General features: G+C 44.1%; 19 protein-coding genes and 1 riboswitch. Of the genes, 5 read left to right on the forward strand and 14 right to left on the reverse strand.

Going from position 1 to position 19,561, the window contains the following annotated elements; translation table 11 throughout:
* Nucleotides 1-383: 383 nt before the first annotated feature.
* Nucleotides 384-836, forward strand: a complete 453-nt coding sequence (locus tag AB4585_RS19875; RefSeq protein WP_171733428.1) for an RNA-binding protein — start codon at nucleotides 384-386, stop codon at nucleotides 834-836.
* Here AB4585_RS19875 and murI read toward each other — a convergent pair.
* From murI to btuB, 3 genes are read right to left on the reverse strand one after another with little or no spacing between them, the layout of a single operon-like run.
* Complete coding sequence (murI, locus tag AB4585_RS19880; RefSeq protein WP_372170718.1) at nucleotides 799-1,605, reverse strand: glutamate racemase; 807 nt, start codon at nucleotides 1,603-1,605, stop codon at nucleotides 799-801. The two genes, AB4585_RS19875 and murI, sit on opposite strands and share 38 nt — an antisense overlap.
* A 60-nt stretch (nucleotides 1,606-1,665) precedes the next feature.
* Complete coding sequence (locus AB4585_RS19885) at nucleotides 1,666-2,331, reverse strand: ATPase (RefSeq protein WP_372170700.1); 666 nt, start codon at nucleotides 2,329-2,331, stop codon at nucleotides 1,666-1,668.
* Between the two features lie 48 nt (nucleotides 2,332-2,379).
* Nucleotides 2,380-4,197 carry a TonB-dependent vitamin B12 receptor gene (btuB, locus tag AB4585_RS19890; RefSeq protein WP_372118567.1) on the reverse strand — a complete coding sequence of 606 codons (1,818 nt, stop codon included), beginning with the start codon at nucleotides 4,195-4,197 and terminating at the stop codon, nucleotides 2,380-2,382.
* Between the two features lie 39 nt (nucleotides 4,198-4,236).
* A riboswitch (cobalamin riboswitch) is annotated at nucleotides 4,237-4,441 on the reverse strand.
* A gap of 154 nt (nucleotides 4,442-4,595) precedes the next feature.
* Between btuB and trmA the strand changes: the two genes are divergently transcribed.
* Nucleotides 4,596-5,705 (forward strand): tRNA (uridine(54)-C5)-methyltransferase TrmA, encoded by a 1,110-nt coding sequence (trmA, locus tag AB4585_RS19895; RefSeq protein WP_017061050.1) that lies wholly within the window; start codon nucleotides 4,596-4,598, stop codon nucleotides 5,703-5,705.
* 80 nt (nucleotides 5,706-5,785) lie between these two features.
* Here trmA and AB4585_RS19900 read toward each other — a convergent pair whose 3' ends face one another.
* Both AB4585_RS19900 and fabR read right to left on the reverse strand, forming a co-directional pair.
* Nucleotides 5,786-6,157 carry a YijD family membrane protein gene (locus tag AB4585_RS19900; protein WP_017061049.1) on the reverse strand — a complete coding sequence of 124 codons (372 nt, stop codon included), beginning with the start codon at nucleotides 6,155-6,157 and terminating at the stop codon, nucleotides 5,786-5,788.
* Nucleotides 6,157-6,798 (reverse strand): HTH-type transcriptional repressor FabR, encoded by a 642-nt coding sequence (gene fabR, locus AB4585_RS19905; protein ID WP_010438693.1) that lies wholly within the window; start codon nucleotides 6,796-6,798, stop codon nucleotides 6,157-6,159. Before fabR ends, AB4585_RS19900 begins: the two co-directional genes overlap by 1 nt.
* Nucleotides 6,799-7,125: 327 nt before the next feature.
* On the opposite strand from fabR, the gene sthA reads away from it, so the two are divergent.
* A complete protein-coding gene (gene sthA / locus AB4585_RS19910) occupies nucleotides 7,126-8,526 on the forward strand; it encodes a Si-specific NAD(P)(+) transhydrogenase (RefSeq protein WP_017061048.1) in 1,401 nt (466 codons plus the stop codon).
* A 183-nt stretch (nucleotides 8,527-8,709) separates the two neighbouring features.
* Here the strand turns inward: sthA and dinF are convergent, their stop codons facing one another.
* The 4 genes from dinF to AB4585_RS19930 all read right to left on the reverse strand — a co-directional run bounded on the left by dinF (nucleotide 8,710) and on the right by AB4585_RS19930 (nucleotide 12,236).
* Complete coding sequence (gene dinF, locus AB4585_RS19915; RefSeq protein ID WP_017067882.1) at nucleotides 8,710-10,065, reverse strand: MATE family efflux transporter DinF; 1,356 nt, start codon at nucleotides 10,063-10,065, stop codon at nucleotides 8,710-8,712.
* 117 nt (nucleotides 10,066-10,182) lie between these two features.
* Nucleotides 10,183-11,061 carry a class I SAM-dependent methyltransferase gene (locus tag AB4585_RS19920; protein WP_372098466.1) on the reverse strand — a complete coding sequence of 293 codons (879 nt, stop codon included), beginning with the start codon at nucleotides 11,059-11,061 and terminating at the stop codon, nucleotides 10,183-10,185.
* Between the two features lie 97 nt (nucleotides 11,062-11,158).
* Entirely contained in the window at nucleotides 11,159-11,779 is a 621-nt protein-coding gene (gene lexA, locus AB4585_RS19925; protein ID WP_019820514.1) for a transcriptional repressor LexA, read from the reverse strand.
* A 94-nt stretch (nucleotides 11,780-11,873) separates the two neighbouring features.
* A complete protein-coding gene (locus AB4585_RS19930) occupies nucleotides 11,874-12,236 on the reverse strand; it encodes a diacylglycerol kinase (protein WP_017061045.1) in 363 nt (120 codons plus the stop codon).
* A gap of 220 nt (nucleotides 12,237-12,456) precedes the next feature.
* On the opposite strand from AB4585_RS19930, the gene plsB reads away from it, so the two are divergent.
* The gene (plsB, locus tag AB4585_RS19935) at nucleotides 12,457-14,880 is read left to right on the forward strand and encodes a glycerol-3-phosphate 1-O-acyltransferase PlsB (RefSeq protein ID WP_017071790.1); all 2,424 of its coding nucleotides are present in this window, start codon (nucleotides 12,457-12,459) and stop codon (nucleotides 14,878-14,880) included.
* A 103-nt stretch (nucleotides 14,881-14,983) separates the two neighbouring features.
* Here plsB and ubiA read toward each other — a convergent pair whose 3' ends face one another.
* Together ubiA and AB4585_RS19945 are read right to left on the reverse strand one after the other, a co-directional pair.
* Complete coding sequence (gene ubiA / locus AB4585_RS19940; protein WP_017061043.1) at nucleotides 14,984-15,838, reverse strand: 4-hydroxybenzoate octaprenyltransferase; 855 nt, start codon at nucleotides 15,836-15,838, stop codon at nucleotides 14,984-14,986.
* Complete coding sequence (locus tag AB4585_RS19945) at nucleotides 15,839-16,381, reverse strand: chorismate lyase (RefSeq protein ID WP_164091128.1); 543 nt, start codon at nucleotides 16,379-16,381, stop codon at nucleotides 15,839-15,841.
* Between the two features lie 162 nt (nucleotides 16,382-16,543).
* On the opposite strand from AB4585_RS19945, the gene AB4585_RS19950 reads away from it, so the two are divergent.
* Nucleotides 16,544-16,951: a flagellar basal body-associated protein FliL gene (locus AB4585_RS19950; RefSeq protein ID WP_017063771.1), complete on the forward strand. Its 408-nt coding sequence runs from the start codon at nucleotides 16,544-16,546 to the stop codon at nucleotides 16,949-16,951.
* A gap of 87 nt (nucleotides 16,952-17,038) precedes the next feature.
* On the opposite strand, the gene glpG is transcribed toward AB4585_RS19950, so the two are convergent.
* From glpG to rpoH, 3 genes are all read right to left on the reverse strand, one after another.
* A complete protein-coding gene (gene glpG, locus AB4585_RS19955; protein ID WP_017063770.1) occupies nucleotides 17,039-17,881 on the reverse strand; it encodes a rhomboid family intramembrane serine protease GlpG in 843 nt (280 codons plus the stop codon).
* A 57-nt stretch (nucleotides 17,882-17,938) separates the two neighbouring features.
* Nucleotides 17,939-18,259, reverse strand: coding sequence for a thiosulfate sulfurtransferase GlpE (glpE, locus tag AB4585_RS19960; RefSeq protein WP_017061039.1), 321 nt, complete (start codon nucleotides 18,257-18,259; stop codon nucleotides 17,939-17,941).
* 440 nt (nucleotides 18,260-18,699) lie between these two features.
* Nucleotides 18,700-19,557 carry an RNA polymerase sigma factor RpoH gene (gene rpoH, locus AB4585_RS19965; RefSeq protein ID WP_017055518.1) on the reverse strand — a complete coding sequence of 286 codons (858 nt, stop codon included), beginning with the start codon at nucleotides 19,555-19,557 and terminating at the stop codon, nucleotides 18,700-18,702.
* Between the last annotated feature and the right edge of the window lie 4 nt (nucleotides 19,558-19,561).

Raw genomic sequence — 19,561 nt, forward strand, 5'->3', positions numbered from 1 at the left:
GTTTAAATTGTTAAAGAGCGCTAGCGTTTTGTGATTCACATCTCAGTCGCTAGGGGTGCGTACTATACCTGCACCACTTTGAGAGTCAAGGGTTATTTTCAAACTCTTTTTCTCTACCGATTTCGCTGTGTGACTTTCGTCTCACTCCGTGTCGGTGAGGCGGCATTATAGAGAGATTGAGATGGAGCACAAGGGCTTTTTGAAATAAAAGTTTTGTTCGCCTAAAAAGCCACCAGATCCGCATTTTTCGAATAAAAACTAAACATTTGAGACGTATCACAGCAATACATTGGAAAAATGGAAGCCATGAACGTAAGATTCATGTGTCTATTTTGTTAATGGTAGATGCGTCTATTTCGTTTATTAATATGTAGTATTCCGATATGAACTCAAAAAAATCGATGTTGTTAATTGTCGCACTGGCTGTATTAGGCGGCATTGTTTTCTCTCAGGTAGATATATCGCCTGCAATTACCTTTATCCTTGGTGTCTTGGCTTCCGCTTTTGTTGTTAACTTTTCAAGCACCGACTCAAAATCAGATTCAGAACCTAAGGCTTCAACCAAAACACTTTATGTGGGTAACCTTCCATACAAAGCGAACGAATCACATGTACGTGAATTATTCTCAGAGCATGGTGAAGTATTTGCAGTACGCTTAATGAAAGACAAACGTACTGGTAAAAGAAGAGGCTTTGGATTTGTTGTTATGGCAAGTAATGATGTGAATCATGCAATCTCTGCACTTAACGATAAAGATTACATGCAACGCACTTTAAAAGTACGTGTTGCAAATGATCCTAAACATCCTGAAACGGACGAATCTGAACTGAGCTAAACCCTAACTGCTTTAACATACTATTTAGTGCACTTTCTTTTTTAGGAAGTGCACTACAAAAAACCTCACGCACTCCCACTTCTTTATTAATGCTTTCCAAACCCAACAAATCTTGAACTCGCTTCGCTATTGCTTTACCAGAATCTATCAGCATTACACTTTCACCTAGTACTTGTTGAATCTCAGATTTGATAAGTGGGAAATGAGTACATCCTAAAACAGCCACATCAATCGTGTTGATCATCGGTTGAAGGATTTTCTGTAACTCTTCAAGGCTAATTTCCTCACCTCTGAGTTTATCTTCGGCCATATCCACTAGCCGAGTAGAACCCAACAGCTCTACTCTTTTATTACTCGAGAAGTTTTTGATGAGCTCGTGTGTGTATTCACGAGTAATCGTCGCGGGAGTCGCAATAAGGCCAACCGCTTTATTAGCCAGTAACGAAGCAGGTTTGATTGCCGGGACTACGCCGACAATAGGGATAAGGTTATTAGCGCGAAGTGTCGGCAGGACTATCGTACTGGCCGTATTACAAGCTATCACCACGATATCAATAGCGTGACTCGCCACAAAACTGGCGACGATACTTTGGACTCGCTGAATGAGGACTTGCTGATCGAGCTCACCATAAGGGTAAGCCTCGTTATCGAATACATAGATATAGTTGTGATTGGGTAGTAACTGGCTTATCTCTTTATATACAGACAGACCGCCAACTCCAGAATCAAAGACCAATATGTTTTTTTGTATGCTTTCCGACACAACCATTACCTGTAATAAGTTCCGCAGCAATGATACCCCTTCACCTAGTTTTCGCCAATCATCACTCTACATAATGCAAGCTCGGTAGCGTTGATGCCCAAAGCGCTCACCCTGCTCTACATTTTCTAGCTCTATCTTAAGCTTACCTTTAAAGCATGGCGCTGACGTGACTAAGGTATGGAACTCACCATCTTCTCCACATGGGTCGACGTGACTTGGCAAACTGTCTATTAGTTCAGGCGTGTATTCTTTCCCGCAATAGCTCATGTCTAATGCATCGCTATCAACTGTGACGAGAAAGGTTTCGATTCCTCTATTTATGATTTCTTGAGCCAGAGTTTGGCTACTCTCTCCCAGTAGAGGAAATACAAGCTCCCAACCCGCAGGTTCTATATAACTTCTTCGGTAATCAGCAATACCATTGCAAAACATATCGCCGAATGCCACGGCATCAATTGATAAACCCGACCCTTTAAGCGCCGTAACAATCGTACTTTGATAGATCTCGTTACTTGGGAAGACTTCCGGCAGCTCAATCGTTATTAATGGCAAGCCGATCAATGTTGCCTGCATTTTGACAACCTCGATTGGCGTGACTTGGAAAGGAACCTCATCTCCAACATACGTAGTATAGAGAGCAACAACTTCATACTCGGTGCTTTCAAGTAGACGTTCTAGGGTTAATGTAGAGTCTTTGCCTGACGACCAACTTATGACGACTTTCTTTTTCATTGATATATCCAATAAGAAAAAACCGCCCGAAGGCGGTTTAGGTGAAAATTAGAATTGGTAAGTAGCATTTACGTAATATGTACGCTCTGGAGATGGGTATCCACCAGCTGTCTCGTACTCTTCATCAGTAAGGTTCTCGACTCGACCATTTAAAGTAAGATTTTCATTTGCATAGTAGTTAACTGAAACATCAAACAAACTGTATGCAGCCAACTCTTCAGAGAAATCTGGTCGTGCTCCTACGTATTGGTACCCCAATGACAGATCAACATCATCGAAACTAGCTACCGCGTTATACTTATAAATCTTCTTTGCGCGGCGAACTAACTGCTCACCAGATTGATCTTCGGGGTCTTGAAAGTTAGCGCTCACTTCATGATTAATAAAGCTAGTATCAAATCCTACGACCATTTCCACACCACGTAGTTGGCTTTCGCCATCAGTATTGTAGTACTTGCTTGTCGCGTAGTTATAATCTATTAAGTCTTCGACGTTCGTATCATAGCCAGTAATCGACCAATCAACATCCTTGATTAAGCCACCAAAAGTCAGTTCAAATGAATCTGCCTTTTCAGCTTCTAACTGTGCATTACCGTAGTAGCTATATAGTTGATACAAGTTAGGTGCTTTGAAGGATGTGCCATAAGCTGCTTTTACAACAAGCCACTCAGCATAACGATAGCCTAACCCTGTGTTGTAAGTAGTTTCTGTACCAAACTGCTCATTGTCATCAACACGAAGACTCAGTTCTCCGAACACTTTATCCGCATCTGCGTTTAATGCAGCGAAGTACGCAACATTCGTTCTGTCGTATTCAGTATTCGAAGGCTTAACAATATAAGCCTCATCACGCCAATCTACACCACCACTAAGAGTCAGTGACGACGTTAGTTTGTATGAATTCACCCATTGAACATTTAGCTGTTCAAGCTCATCAGATGTTGCTGACGCTGAGTTCTTGCCTAAAGACTGTTCGTAGTTCCAGTTATCTTGATTCTGATAGTTAACTAAGAAATCAGACTTAAGTTCACTGCCACTATATTTAACACCAGTAGCAAAGGTCGAATTTTGAACTTCAGCTTCTTTGTAAGAATGGTCTGTACCAAATGAACCATCGTACTGAGAAATGGTTTCAAACATACGGAAATTCGCGAAGCCACTCCATTGCTGATCAAAATTATGAACATAACCAATTAGAGCATTGCGTGATTCAAAACCATGGCGATCACCATCATTAACACCTGGTAATGGATGAACGTTGTATCCCTCATCGGAATCGTAACCAACAGATACGTTCAAGTGACCATTTTCACCGACCTTAGTACCACTAACAAAGCTCAGCTCTTGGTAATCTAAGCTTCCTAAACCTGCACTAACTGCCGTTTTTTCATTGTCAGAGTTTGCAACAGTAATAATGTTGATAACACCGCCGATAGCTTCTGAGCCATACATAGCGGCACGAGCTCCTCGAACGTATTCCACTCGGTCAACGAATGTAATTGGTAACTGGCTAAAATCGACACCACCCTTTGCAGCTCGCGCAAAACGAATACCATCAATGAGAACAAGCACTTGATCAGAATTAGCACCACGAACAAAGATCGAAGCTTGCTGTCCTCGGCCTCCATTTTGTGAAACCTGAATACCCGTCAATCGTCTAAACACATCTGTTAGAGACTTAGCTTGAATTCGATCGATATCTTGGCGTGTTACTACTTCAACTTGAGCGACAACACTTTCCGTGCTTTGCTCAAAACGGTTAGCCGTAACCACCATGGTTTCGTCGGCAGATGCTTGTTGGGCGTGTAAATTGGAGATAGGTGAAAGCAGCGATGCTACAGCAACCGCTAAAAGGGATTTGTTCATGTTGTGATCCTAAATCGCGTAAATTCCTACCAAACCACATGTCATGGTTTAGCCGCTGGCAGGTATTCGGACTCAAGAGCACAACCTTATGGTTACCTGATATTCGACTTCCCACAAAAAGCTATTTGCAGTGTCTTATGAATACTCGTTCTCTTTTACCGCTGCGCGTCAGTTCTGGATTCACACCAGATTCCCTCTTCAGCCATCTATACATCTAAATGGCACCAGCTTGCCGGAGATAGTATTGACCTCTGAATCATTTGTCTAGTCTAAGATAGTTATAAGCTATAGTTTTCATGGTCGATTTACATTGAATGGCGCTCAACACTGGACAAGCGCCTGTGATTGAATAAAATCTGCGCTCTTGATTTAAAAGCACGACAGCAAAAGGCATAACCATGGCGAATTTAGATGTAAACCCGCAACGCTACCAAGAACAACTGGCAGAAAAGACAGAGCGTCTTACAGAAATGTTCTCAGAATATGATGTGCCTGAACTGGAAGTGTATGAATCTCCAGAACAACACTACCGCATGCGTGCTGAGTTCCGCGTGTGGCATGAAGGTGACGATATGTATTACGTCATGTTCAATCAAGAGACTAAAGAAAAATACCGCGTAGACCAGTTCCCTGCAGCTAGCCGTCTTATCAATGACCTAATGCCTCTATTAACAGATGCAATGAAGGACAACCACTCTCTGCGCCACAAGCTATTCCAAGTAGACTTCCTTTCTACGTTAAGCGGCGAAATTTTGGTGTCATTGCTTTACCACCGTCAATTAGGTGAACAGTGGATTCAAGATGCTAAAGCACTTAAGCAGCAATTAAACGATGAAGGTTTTAACCTAAACCTGATTGGCCGTGCGCGTAAGATGAAAATCGTACTGGACCGCGACTACGTAATTGAAAAGCTAGATGTGAATGGTGATAGCTACATCTACCAACAAGTAGAGAACAGCTTTACTCAACCCAACGGCAAAGTGGCAGAGAAAATGTTGGAATGGGCTGTCGATTGTACTCAAGACAGCAAAGGCGACTTACTTGAGCTTTACTGTGGTAACGGTAACTTCTCATTAGCGCTAGCACAAAACTTCGAGCGTGTACTGGCAACTGAACTGGCGAAACCGTCAGTAGAATCTGCGCAATACAACATCGCTGCGAACAACATTGAAAATGTTCAGATCATCCGTATGTCTGCAGAAGATTTTACTGTAGCAATGGAAGGCAAGCGTGAGTTCCGTCGTCTACAGCAAGCGAACATCGATCTTAAGAGCTACAACTGCAACACTATCTTTGTTGATCCACCGCGTTCAGGTATGGATGTTGATACTTGTAAGATGGTTCAAGGCTACGAGCGTATCATGTACATCTCTTGTAACCCTGAAACATTGAAAGAGAACCTAGACATCCTAAGCGAAACGCACGACATCACTCGTTTTGCTCTGTTTGACCAGTTCCCTTACACGCACCACATGGAAGCTGGCGTATTCCTAGAGCGTAAAGCGTAAGTATCGCTTTCAGGTCTAAGCCAAACAGCAGATACAAAAAAACGAGCCCATTGGCTCGTTTTTTTAATTTCTAAATCAGCTTAAGCAGTTTTGCCGATAAAGCCGAGTTTCTTACCTACCCATGCAAGAAGCAACATCGCGACAATAATCGCAAAGAAGTTTGAGCCAGCATCAGGGTGTTGTGCCTTCACAAAAGCCGAGTGGCCAAATGCACCTACAAAGAAACAAGCCAAACCTACTAGTGGAATATCTTCAGATACTGGGTTAGTTAGGTACTCTTGGTAAAGTGCTTGTACAGCCAAGACTAAAGCAATCAGTGGGAAAATAGAGAAGCCCACTTCGCTCATTGTTACCCAAGATAACAGAGCATCACCACACACACCGGCAATAACAGCAAGTACGAGTGTCTTTCTTTCTGAACCACGGTTTACAGTATTATTTTCATTCGACATTATTCAATCCCGCCTTTTAATCGGTTACGTTCACGTTCTTTACGATACCAAAAAGCCCCTTTGGCCATCATTCGCAATTGCATGATCAAGCGTTCAGCCAGTTCATCTCGCTGACGTCGATCTAAATCTAATGCTTCTGCCCCTGAGTTGAAGACCAAGATAACGGAGGCTTCAGCTTGAGTAAAAGCTTCGTCTCGTGTCATGCCAGTCGTTATCAAATATTCGGTTAACTCAGCAGAGAAGTGCTGTATCTCACGAGCTACCGCTGCACGAAACTCAAATGAAGTTCCTGAGCGCTCTCGCAATAACAGTCTGAATACGTTAGGGCTGCTTTCAATGAATTCCATAAAGGTTTCAACCGATGTACGAATCACACTGCCTTCTTTTACTATGCGTTGCCTAGCTTGACGCATTAACTGGCGCAGCAGTAAGCCACCTTCATCAACCATGGTTAAGCCAAGCTCATCCATGTCTTTGAAGTGACGATAAAAGGAAGTCGGTGCTATTCCAGCCTCACGAGCGACTTCTCTCAAGCTTAGATTGGAAAAACTACGATCGGCGCTGAGTTGGCTAAATGCTGCATCGATTAAGCTGCGACGAGTTTTTTCTTTTTGCTGTGCGCGAATGCCCATTGGTTTCATACTTTATCAATTTCTTCTTTTACAGCCTAAACAGGCATGTCTAATACTCTATTCAATATAACGCGAATCACTTATTTATATAAGGCACTCTGGTTATATAAGACACTAAACATACCTCTTTGTTCACGTACCGAAGTAAATACGTTCGAAGAAAAAATTTCAATATCCACGCTGTCATTTGGAGACATACGACATACCAAATATTATTTTTTCGATAACACTGCGTGATCCCACCGACTCTCTGATGCCCTTTTCATGTACCCGAGAACAGAATCGGTTAAAATCTCGCTAAAGCAATGTTAATCAAATATAACAAGGAAGATATCTATGCCGCACTCCAACCACTTTGATGTAATCGTAATTGGTAGTGGCCCCGGAGGAGAAGGGGCAGCGATGGGATTAACCAAAGCCGGGTTGAACGTTGCAATCATTGAGAAAGAGAGCAGCGTTGGTGGTGGTTGTACTCACTGGGGAACAATTCCTTCAAAAGCACTGCGTCATGCCGTAAGTCGTATTATCGAATTCAACAGTAATCCGCTGTTTTGTCAGAACAACAAAAGCATACACTCAACGTTTTCTAACATTTTGGGGCATGCCAAATCGGTTATCGACAAGCAGACTCGATTACGCCAAGGCTTCTACGACCGCAACCAGTGCACGTTGGTCTTTGGTACTGCACGTTTTATCGATACCAACACTGTCTCGGTAATGCAAAGCGATGGCACTGAAGAACATTACAGTGCAGACAAATTTGTTATCGCGACAGGCTCTCGCCCTTACCAACCAGATAACGTCGACTTCCTGCATGAACGTATCTACGACAGTGACTCGATTCTTTCTCTTAAACACGACCCGCAACACATCATCATCTATGGTGCTGGCGTTATTGGTTGTGAATACGCGTCGATTTTCCGCGGTTTGGGTGTAAAAACCGATCTTATCAATACTCGTGACCGTCTGTTGTCATTCCTAGACAATGAAACCTCAGATGCACTTTCTTATCACTTCTGGAACAGCGGTGTCGTGATTCGCAACGATGAAACCTTTGAGAAAATTGAAGGCACTGATGATGGCGTGATCATTCACCTAGAGTCAGGTAAAAAGATGCGCGCTGATTGCCTACTGTATGCCAATGGCCGAACGGGTAATACCGATAAACTGAACCTTGGTGCTGTTGGCTTAGAAGCGGACTCGCGTGGGCAAGTCTCAGTAAATACCAATTACCAAACCAATGTTGACCATGTTTACGCTGTCGGTGATGTGATTGGCTACCCTAGCCTAGCAAGCGCGGCTTATGACCAAGGTCGATTTGTGGCTCAAGCAATTGTGAAAGGTGAAGCTGAACGCCACCTTATCGAAGACATTCCAACCGGCATCTACACCATCCCGGAGATCAGTTCTGTTGGTAAAACCGAGCAAGAACTTACCGCAGCTAAAGTACCGTATGAAGTAGGACGTTCTTCATTCAAACACCTAGCTCGTGCTCAAATTGCGGGTAAAGACATTGGTAGCTTGAAGATTCTGTTCCATCGCGAAACCAAAGAGATTTTAGGTATCCACGTGTTTGGTGAGCGTGCCGCTGAAATCATCCATATCGGACAAGCGATCATGGAACAGAAAGGTGAAGCAAATACCATCGAGTACTTTGTGAATACAACCTTTAACTATCCAACGATGGCGGAAGCTTATCGTGTTGCAGCACTCAACGGGCTTAACCGTTTATTCTAGATAAAGAACCAATAGGAGTATTTGACCACCCATAGGCCAAATACATAAACAGCAAGCCACGCGCTTGCTGTTTTTATTTAAAACACTGAATATTAAGGCATTGATAGTAATTAGATCATGATGTTCTAAATACCCCTTTACCTGTACAGCCTCATTTACTCTCCACAAACAGAGCCCTCAGAGCTAAGCGAGAAACTCCCCTTTCTTCCACTGAGAAACAAACAACACACCAAGACCAATTCCGCGCATTGCCATAAAGCTCAGCATCGCTAACCACAGTGCATGGTTCTCTAAACCTGATGCTAAATAGAAAATCGCGAAGAAACTACAGGTCGCAACAAACATACTATTGCGCATATCCTTGCCCTTGGTTGCTCCAACAAAAATACCATCCAACAAGAAGCACCACATAGACACCAATGGCATTGCGACTAACCACGGTAAATACACCTCGGCTTGGTTCTTCACGTCAGGAATGGTAGTGATCATATTAATCAAACTCGAGCCAGCGAGTGCGAACGCTATGGTCAGTACCAAACAAATATTAAAGCTCCAGAAGAAAGTACCAATCAATGACTGGTTCAGTTCATCTTTGTCTTTCGCGCCTATCGCCTTACCGACCATCGCTTCCATTGCGTAGGCAAAGCCATCCATCCCATAAGAGATGATCATCAAGAAACTCATCAACACTGCATTGGCCGCAACAACATCATCGCCAAAGCTTGCACCTTGGAAAGTCATGAAAGTGAAAGTCGCTTGTAGATACAATGAACGAAGAAAGATATCGCGATTCAATTTCACGAAACGACTCAAACCTTGGCTGGTTTTCTTAAGCAGATCCCATGGCGATGGTAACTGCTTCTTCGCCCAGATTCGGTAAACACAAATCAAGCCAAATGTTAGACCGGCATAATCAGCCATTACAGATGCCAATGCTGCACCTTCCACTTGCCATCCTAAGCCGATAACAAAAACAATATCCAAAACGATATTGGTGATATTGGTGATGATGACCATCCACATGGGCGCTTTGGCATTTTGAGTCCCGAGTAACCAACCTAGAATCACAAAGTTAGTTAGCGCAGCAGGCGCACTCCAAGCGCGGATTGAGAAATATTGCTGACCATAGTGCTTAACTTGATCACTGGCGCTACTCAATGAGAAAACTAAATCGGCGACTAGACTGTGTAAAAGCAAAAAGACACCAGCAAACCCTAAGGCCATGGTCACGCCTTGCACAAAGACTAAACCAAGTTGCTTGCCATCATTCGCACCATAAGATTGTGCGGCTAGCCCTGTTGTCGACATGCGCAGGAAACCAAGCAACCAAAAGGTCACGCTGATCATTGTGCCGCCCAGCGCCACACCACCTAAATACCAAGAGTGCTCGAGGTGACCGATAACCGCCGCATCGACTAAGCCCAGCAGTGGAACAGTAATATTAGAGAGAACCATCGGGATCGCGAGCAGCAGCACTTTTTTGTGCATCGCCTGATTGGATAGCGTTTGAAAAATAGTTTGGGGATTAAATAGCTTCACGATCACCTCTTAGATTAGAGGCGATAGTTTAACCTAGTGGGTGGGCTTTCACTATGTTGTGGAATTTTACTTATACCGGCTATGTACTCAGTTACTCGAAATACAAAACACCTAGGATTACCACTTAACGAGCACTAACTGCGGCGTTAAACGCTTTTTGACCTGAGAGATCTTACAAAGAAGTCGCTGCCACAATTTCCAACGGTTGCATTTTTGGTCTAGTGGAGAAAACGCTTTTACCCATTGTGCCCATGGCAGCCAATTAAGAACGCTGTCTATTGGTGAAGACAACCCATGAGCATACTTTCCTGAACCAAGCTTTTGTCCCAACGTACTTGAGCTTTTATCTCCAGCTAAGACTAAACACGCATGTGCATGAGTAAAGTAGCGGCTCAAAGACTGAATGAAGTTCGCGGTCTGTTGTTCATTACAATCCAGCAAAGCATGTTCACACACCACCATCACCGAGGCTTGTTCTGGAATATTAAGTTCATCCAACCAAGTTAGGTCATCGACAGAGCCACACTCCAAGCGATAGCGTTCATTTTTGTGGAACAAGCGTTGTCGCCAAAGCAGATTCTCGGTTACATCTAACTCAACCCAATGACAGCGGCCATTATCTAAACGGTAGAAACGGGTATCGAGCCCTGCTCCCACGTTAATAATCCAAGCATCTGGGTTATGAGATAAAAACTGTTGAACTTGAGAATCACAAAGTTGAGTCAGTGTCGCGTAAAGGAGTTGCTGTTGGTCGAGTTCACCGGTAAGACATTCTGGTGCGAGCTGGCAACGCTTGCAGGCTTGAGCTGCGATAGGATCATAAACGAGACCATCATCAGCTAGGCTTTCACGGCTACGAAACCAAAGATGCTGAACGAGGTTCGTCGGAACTTGGAATTCTTGATGTGCAGACCCTTGTTCAGAAGAAGCCTTTTGAACAGAGGAGCGCGGCTTACGAGTAAGCGGCTTCATTTGAGGTTTGGTTGGGTTTGGCATCATCATCTTCCTTGTATCTCGACAAAGAAGATGATAATGAATATCAATTACAATGACAAGTTATTGAGAATAAATATCAATAAGCTGTTTGTACTGACTACATCCAGTCGGTGTTGCGAATAATACCAACCGCAAGCCCTTCAATAGACAAGTGTTGAGATTCTAGATCGACATGGATTGGAGAAAACTCTTCATTTTCAGCATGTAACAGAACCGTTGAACCTTTACGTTCTAGGCGTTTTACCGTTACATCATCATCGACACGAGCCACTACAACCTGACCATCGCGTACATCTTGTGTTTTATGAACAGCTAATAAATCACCATCCATAATACCGATGTCTTTCATACTTTCGCCATTTACACGAAGTAAGAAGTCAGCTTGTGGTTTAAACATGCCTGGATCAACTTGGTAATGCATTTCTACATGCTCTTGAGCCAAGATAGGCTCACCAGCGGCAACCTGACCGATTAATGGTAAACCTTGCTCTTCGTTTGCTGCATCTTCAAGCAAAATACGAATACCGCGAGACGCACCCGGGATAATCTCAATCGCTTCTTTACGAGCAAGAGCTTTCAAATGTTCTTCTGCAGCATTAGCAGAACGGAAGCCTAGTTCACGCGCGATTTCTGCACGTGTCGGTGGCATACCGGAATCTTCGATCTTACCTTTGATAAGGTCAAAGACTTGTTGCTGGCGGGGCGTTAACGGCTTCATGATTCACCTGTCTTTTTATACAGTTGACTGTGAGTATATCCAGTAACTGAACAAAAGCAAAGCAATTGGTTGTTTTTAGTTCATTTTTAGCAAATTACAAAAACAGGATCTCTAGCCACACATAACCTGCGAGTGCCAAACAGATGAAAACTGCTGCCGAACCGACATCTTTAGCCATCCCAGAAAGCTCATGATGTTCACTGCCGATTCGGTCGACAACCGCTTCAATCGCGGTATTGATTAGCTCGACAACCATCACCAATACCACCGATGAGATCATTAAGATTCGTTCAACTTGGCTTACATCTAGGTAAAATGCCAACGGAATAAGCACGACCGCCATGAACACTTCCTGTCGAAATGCAGCCTCATTTTTAAACGAACTCGTAATGCCTTGCCATGAAAAGCCTGCTGCTTTGATGATACGTTTGAATCCGGTGTTTGATTTTTTGGTCATTTTTAACCCTATACTCAATCAGTCGATGAATGATTTTCCACAAACTTAACGGCAATATGACTATTTCCATTAAAAGGTTAGACCAGTTTCTGGTATTCTTGCATCGATTAAATTTACGCCTAGGCTTATCCCTATTTCACTCATAGGATTTATCCTTTTTATCAGAGAAATAGAGATACGCTTCAGCACATTGAAATAACTATTGAGGCAGTGAACCTATATGTCTTCTGGACAATCTTTTTCACGTTCATTAATGAAGCTACCTTTATCCGTATTGGTAAAGGGCACATCAATTCCTTCAAACCCTGTTGAGGATTTGAACATTGATTTGAGCAAACCGATTGTATACGCCTTACCGTTTCGCTCAAGTGTCGACATTCTTACATTGCAAAAACATGCACTTGAATTAGGCCTACCTGATCCGTTGAGCAAGCTTGAAATCAACGGCAAATCACTGCAACGCTACGTTTTCATCTCTTCTCGCAAAACTCTGCTGCAAGACGATGATTATGTACCAAGCTCTTCAATTGAAGTGTTCTCTGAATTGCTTTCACTGCACGCCGACGACTCTGAACTCGATGTTCAAGTTATCCCTGCTACCGTTTTGTGGGGGCGCAAACCTGGTAAAGAGAATAACCAGAAGCCTTACCTACAGGCAATGAACGGCTTAGAGAAATCAAAAGCGGTATTGCTAGCCGGTCGTGACTGCTTGGTTCGCTTTAGTCCTGTGGTTTCTCTGCGTTACATGGCCAACTCACACGGCACCGACAGCACCATCGCGCACAAACTGGCGCGCGTGGCACGTATTCACTTCTCTCGCCAAAAGCTTGCAGCATCAGGCCCTAACCTGCCAAGCCGCCAAGCTCTGTTTGATCGCCTGTTAAAATCAGAAGCGATCAAAAAAGCGATTGAAGACGAAGCACAAGCAAAGAACATCTCGATCGAGAAAGCGAGCAAAGAAGCTCAAGACATCATGGACGAGATTGCTGCGAACTTCTCTTACTCGCTGATCAAGCGTGGTGAAAAGATTCTTGGTTGGCTGTGGAATAAGTTGTACCAAGGCCTGCATATCAGCAACGCTTCAACGGTTCGTAAGTTGGCTCAAGATGGTCACGAGATTGTTTACGTGCCTTGTCACCGTAGCCACATGGACTACTTACTGCTTTCTTATGTGCTTTACCACGAAGGCATGGTGCCTCCGCACATCGCTGCGGGTATCAACCTGAACTTCTTCCCTGCCGGTCCTATTTTCCGTCATGGTGGTGCGTTCTTTATTCGTCGTAGCTTCAAAGGCAACAAGCTGTACTCGACGATTTTCCGTGAATACCTAGCGGAGTTGTTCGCTAAAGGTTACTCAGTAGAGTACTTCAGTGAAGGTGGTCGTTCTCGTACAGGTCGTTTATTGCAAGCGAAGACCGGCATGTTGGCGATGACTATTCAAGCGATGCTGCGCGGCATGAATCGCCCGGTGACTTTGGTTCCTGTGTACATCGGCTACGAGCACGTGATGGAAGTGGCGACTTACGCAAAAGAACTTCGTGGTAAGCGTAAAGAGAAAGAAAACGCGAGCTTAGTGATTCGTACCATTCGTAAGCTGCGTAACTTTGGTAAAGGCTACGTGAACTTCGGTGAGCCAATTCAACTGAACCAATACCTGAATGAACACTCACCTGAGTGGACCAAAGACATCGACCCAATGGGCACTAGCAAACCACAATGGATGAACCCGGTGGTTAATGACTTGGCGACCAAAATGATGACGCACATTAACGATGCGGCAGCGACCAATGCCCTGACCCTTTGTGCAACGGCACTATTGGCTTCAAGACAGCGCGCATTGTCTCGTGACTCTTTGGTTTCTCAGATTAATTGCTACCTGTCTCTGCTTAAGAATGTTCCATATTCGGCAACGTTCACTGTGCCAAAAGACAGCGCTGAAGATTTAGTAAAACATGCTGAATCACTGAACAAGTTCTTGATTGAATCAGACTCAATGGGCGACATCATTTCGCTAGACCGTCACCAGTCAATTCTGATGACCTACTACCGAAACAACATCATTCACTTGTTTGCTCTGCCATCGTTAATTGCACAGATGACTATTCGTCAACGCGGTTTATCAATTGACGCGATCCAAGAGAACGTTGCTGCTATCTACCCGTTCTTGAAGAAAGAGCTGTTCCTAAGCTACGACGAAGACAAGCTTGAAGGCGTGGTTTCTAACATCATTGAAGAGCTGGTTAACCAAGGTATGCTTGTGGTTTCTGATAATGAAGTCACCATCAACCAATCAAACAGCCAAGCACTGATGCTGTTAGGTCGTACGATTTCAGAAACGCTACAACGCTACTCTATTGCTTTGAACCTGTTAGCAGAGAACCCTGATCTGGATAAATCCGATCTTGAACAGAAGAGCCAAGACATTGCACAGCGACTTGGTCGTCTGCAAGGCATCAATGCACCAGAGTTCTTCGATAAAGGCGTGTTTGCGTCGATGTTCGCAACTCTGAAACAACAGCAATATCTGGATAACGATGGTAACTGTGATTTAGACAAGACTCAGCAATTCGCTAAGCTTCTCTACTCAATGCTTTACCCTGAAGTACGTTTGACGATTCAAGAGAGTATCCACCAAGCGGAGTAATCATCAGCTTAGAATCTCTTGAATAGCGAGACCGAACACGATCAAAAAAGGCACCCAATGGGTGCCTTTTTCTTTAGCGTTCGTTAACTCGAAAAGCGGATGCTTACCAGAAGGTAATGAACAAGCCCGCTGTCACTGCCATTCCAACATAGTTGTTGTTTAGAAAGGCTTGGAAGCATAGGTCTCGATCACGGTGGCGCATCAGGTGTTGTTGATACACAAATAAGCTTCCCGCTACCAACAGTGCCCAATAGAAGGTATCTCCTAGTTGGTAATGCATGCCTAACGCAATCAGCATCGCTAGGGTGACGAGTTGCAAAGAGCCAACAATCAGTTTATCGAAGCGACCAAATAAAATAGCCGTCGATTTAATACCAATCTTCAAGTCATCATCTCGGTCAACCATCGCATATTGCGTGTCGTAAGCAATCGTCCACAACGCGTTAATCACGAAGACAAACCACACAATGCTTGGCAGTTCATTGGTTTGTGCCGCCCAAGCCATTGGTATCGCCCAACTAAACGCTAAGCCAAGAAACAACTGTGGAAGATGCGTAAAACGCTTCATGAAAGGGTAAATGAACGCCAGACCCACACCAATAAATGAGAGCTTAATGGTCAGTGGATTCATGGTGAGTACCAGCAAGAATGAAACTACGGCTAGCACTAAAAAGAGCAGAATCGCTTCCTTACTGGAAACCAAACCAGACGGCAGTGGACGCTGCTTGGTACGTTTAACATGACCATCTACTTTACGGTCCGCAAAGTCATTGATCACACAGCCAGCTGAACGCATCAACACCACGCCGAGTACAAAAACAACCAAGACATCAAAATCAGGCATACCTTGTGCGGCGATAATCAGTGACCACAAGGTCGGCCAAAGGAGTAATAGGGTACCAATCGGGCGATTCATTCGCGTTAATTGCCAATACGCCTTCGCTTTGGTGGCAAGCATTTACACACTCTCCTTAGAGTAAATGGGTGATGTTGGTAAAAACAGTTCTGCCACAAGCATCGGTTTATGGTTCATCCATAATCGAGAACGACGCGCGAGTAATCGCTCATCGCCTGCGATAACCCAACCAACTTGCAGCGCATCTCGCTCCACGTTCTCAGCACTAAAAACGGTCAATCCAAGCGGGACATTACCTTGTTGAGAAAGGTCTGAGTGCTGATGATCTTCTAATGTGACTCGGGGAATCAAGGTTCGACCTAACACCCACGGTTCGTCATCACCCTTTAAAATCACTTTACGCAGTAAGCAATCAAACGATGATAAAAGATGTTCCTCGTCTTGTTGCAGCATTGAGCGTTCTACAACTTGATTATGAAGCAACTCAACAGACAGGTGCTGACAGCACTTCCCCAACTTGCGGGAAAGAGAACCTTGCTCCATCAGCCACTCTTTGGTGGTTTCATTAGGAAAATCAAATGTTTCTGTACTTTGCCAATCTACATTCATTAACGAATTAAGATACAGCGATATTGGCTGATTCATACTAGTATTCAATAGGTGACTTTACACGTACAATAAAGCTTCAACTTTCGAACAAAATTAAAGCGTTCTTCGAATTGTAAACGTATTTAGATTTAGACCGCTCATTGTAACAAGACTAATGCGTTTCGAATATCGCGAATAAACTAAAGAAAAGTCACAAATATGCACAAACGTTATGTAGCCCAAATATTTCTTGCGATTACCCTACTCTTTTCAGCATCAAGTTTCGCGGAAGAGGAGTCGGCAGCTAAACTCGCCTACTTCACGCTAGAGCCAGACCTGACCACCAATTTTTACACTAAAGGTAAAAAACTGGGCTACATTCAGGTTCGCCTCGACATCATGGTGGCAAATAGTAGCGACTTGGCCGCTATTGAGCATCACCAACCACTGATTCGCGATGCGGTGATTGAATTGCTTGGCAAACAAAACGAAGAAACCATTAAATCTCTATCTGGCCGTGAAGACTTAAGAAAATCCTTAGTTGAACACCTCAACAAGATTTTGCTTCCAGAGACAGGTAAAACCCTGATTGCTGACTTACTGTTTACCAAATACCTTTATCAGTAATGATGTAAAACGAATCCCAATAAAAAAGCGGCTCATCTGGCCGCTTTTTTTGTCTCTATCGTTTGGCTACTCATTAGAAGATATGAATTAGCTTCTTGCCGAGCTTGGTGCTTTCATCGCATCGATAAAGCCAATAATCACACCAGCGGCTAGACCAGCTAAATGCGCCGTATTGGCGATAGCCATAAATGGCTGCATGTACCCAAGCACCAACCACACCAACATAAAGCCGACAATCTGTCTTGGGATACCTAAACCAAGTTGTGGCGCCTTCGCACCAACCACCCATAAGTAACCAACCAAGGCATACACAACACCAGACAAACCACCGAAGTTCGCCCCTTCAACCCAATACTGCCCAGCACCTGAAAGCGCAGAAGAGACAGCAAAGATCTGAAGTAGCTTGAGGCTGCCAAGTTTCTTCTCAATGTCTCCACCTAGCTGCCACCACCACAAAATATTAAATGCGATGTGCATAACAGAGAAATGTAGAACGGCATGACTCAACCAACGCCACAGCTGCCATTGCTGTCCATCCACCGCTGGGAAATGTAGGGCATTGAAAATAGCTTGGCCAAAACCGATCTGTTGCAGCGCAAAAATCACCACACACACCAACATCAGGCTTAGTGTCACTGGGCCTGCTTTGGCTTTGATCATGCCCATGAAGCTTGGCGTGTGGTAATGGAAGTTGCTCTTTCTGGTCTCTGCCATGTCCCAAGATGCAGCTTGATAGCGCTTATGATTGGGCTCAGCCAGAAAACGATTCAGCTCAGCTTCGGTTTCAACCTGAAATTGGCCATCAAGAAGCCAAAGAGCAAAACGCCCTTCTCCCTCTGGAGACATCTGAATAGGGATCTGACGAGAGGCCATATAATCAATAAATGCTTGAGCAAGACGTGGATTGTCTAACACCATCAATCTAATCATTGTTACTTCCTATTCATCTATGAGGGATGCTTGAGGCGGTTCAGGTGATGAAAGTCATTAACCTGCGATCACTGGAAGTTCAGCACGATGCCAAGCTTCGAAACCACCATCAACACTATATACCTCTTCAAAGCCTTGGTTCACTAAATATTGTGCCGCACCTTGGCTACTGATGCCGTGGTAGCACATCACTAAGATAGGTTGTTCGAACTCAACCTCATCCATGAATGACACCATCGTATCGTTAGTCAGGTGGTAGGCTGTTTTTGGGTGGGCAACCGCAAAAGACTGCGGGTCACGTATATCGACAAGTCGAGCTTCGCCTTGTTCGATGAGGGCTTGAGCGCCTTTAACATCGATATGTTTAAACTGGTCCATGACTTTCTCTTTTTATACTGATTTACTTTGCTGCCATTGTAACCTATCCCAAGGCTAACATTCACATCCACTTAATAAGGTTATCCACCAGCGATCACTTTTACACCATTTGTGGATAAATCTGTGAATTGCGTGAATAAAGTGTCTTTTCAAAAATAGATCCACAACATGTAGTAATGATCCTGATCTAACTGTGGGTTAACTGAAACATATCCCCACTCGAAAAACCCCGTCAAAGCCTTACTACACACTGCTTTTAGATAGCTGACGAATAAACTTCTCACAGAGTTATCCACAAAATCATTTTGCAAATTTCGATCGCAAAAGTTGAGAAATCGATCCAAAACAAAAAGGCCGAGATCTCTCGATCTCGGCCTTTTCAAAATTCAGCTATTTGTTAGCTCTACTAGAAAGTAGAAGCTAATAGAAACTAGATGCTATTAGAAATCACCAACGGCTTGTTTCAATTTCTTCATCGCATTCTTTTCTAACTGGCGAACACGCTCAGCTGATATACTGTAGGTATCCGCTAAGTCTTGCAGGGTTGCCTTGTTGTCGTCTAACCAACGTGAGCGAACAATGTGTTGGCTACGCTCGTCTAAGCTTGCTAGTGCTAGCCCTAGGCGATTATTGGTGTGTGACTCCCAGTTAGCCGCTTCAACCGTCTCAGCAACGTCTGACGCCTTGTCTTCTAGGTAGTAAACTGGAGCAGTGTAAGCAGAACCGCCATCGTCATCGTCCATAGGCGCTTCAAACGTCGCATCTTGTGCTGCTAAGCGAGATTCCATCTCACGAACTTCTGAAGGCTCAACACCCAGTTCACGAGCAACCGTCTCAACTTCACCGTTATTGAACCAACCCAAACGCTTTTTAGACTTACGAAGGTTAAAGAACAGTTTACGCTGTGCCTTAGTGGTCGCAATTTTAACGATACGCCAGTTACGTAGAACGTATTCATGGATTTCAGCTTTGATCCAGTGAACAGCAAACGAGACGAGACGAACACCAACTTCTGGATTGAAGCGCTTAACAGCCTTCATCAAGCCGATGTTACCTTCTTGGACGAGATCAGCCATTGGTAGCCCGTAGCCAGAGTAGCCTCTTGCAACGTGCACCACGAATCTTAGGTGGGAAAGGATCAAGCCTTTCGCAGCGTCGATCTCACCTTTGTAATGTAATCGCTCTGCAAGTCCACGTTCCTCTTCAGGAGTCAGCATAGGGTAGCTGTTCGCTGAGCGGATATAGCTATCTAAACTATCTTGTGTGACTAAAGCCATTTGATACGCTTGGTTTGCCATTCGG

Origin of the sequence: Vibrio sp. 10N.222.49.C9 (genome assembly GCF_041474985.1) — a bacterium.
In the GTDB taxonomy this organism is placed as follows: Bacteria; Pseudomonadota; Gammaproteobacteria; order Enterobacterales; family Vibrionaceae; genus Vibrio; species Vibrio crassostreae_C.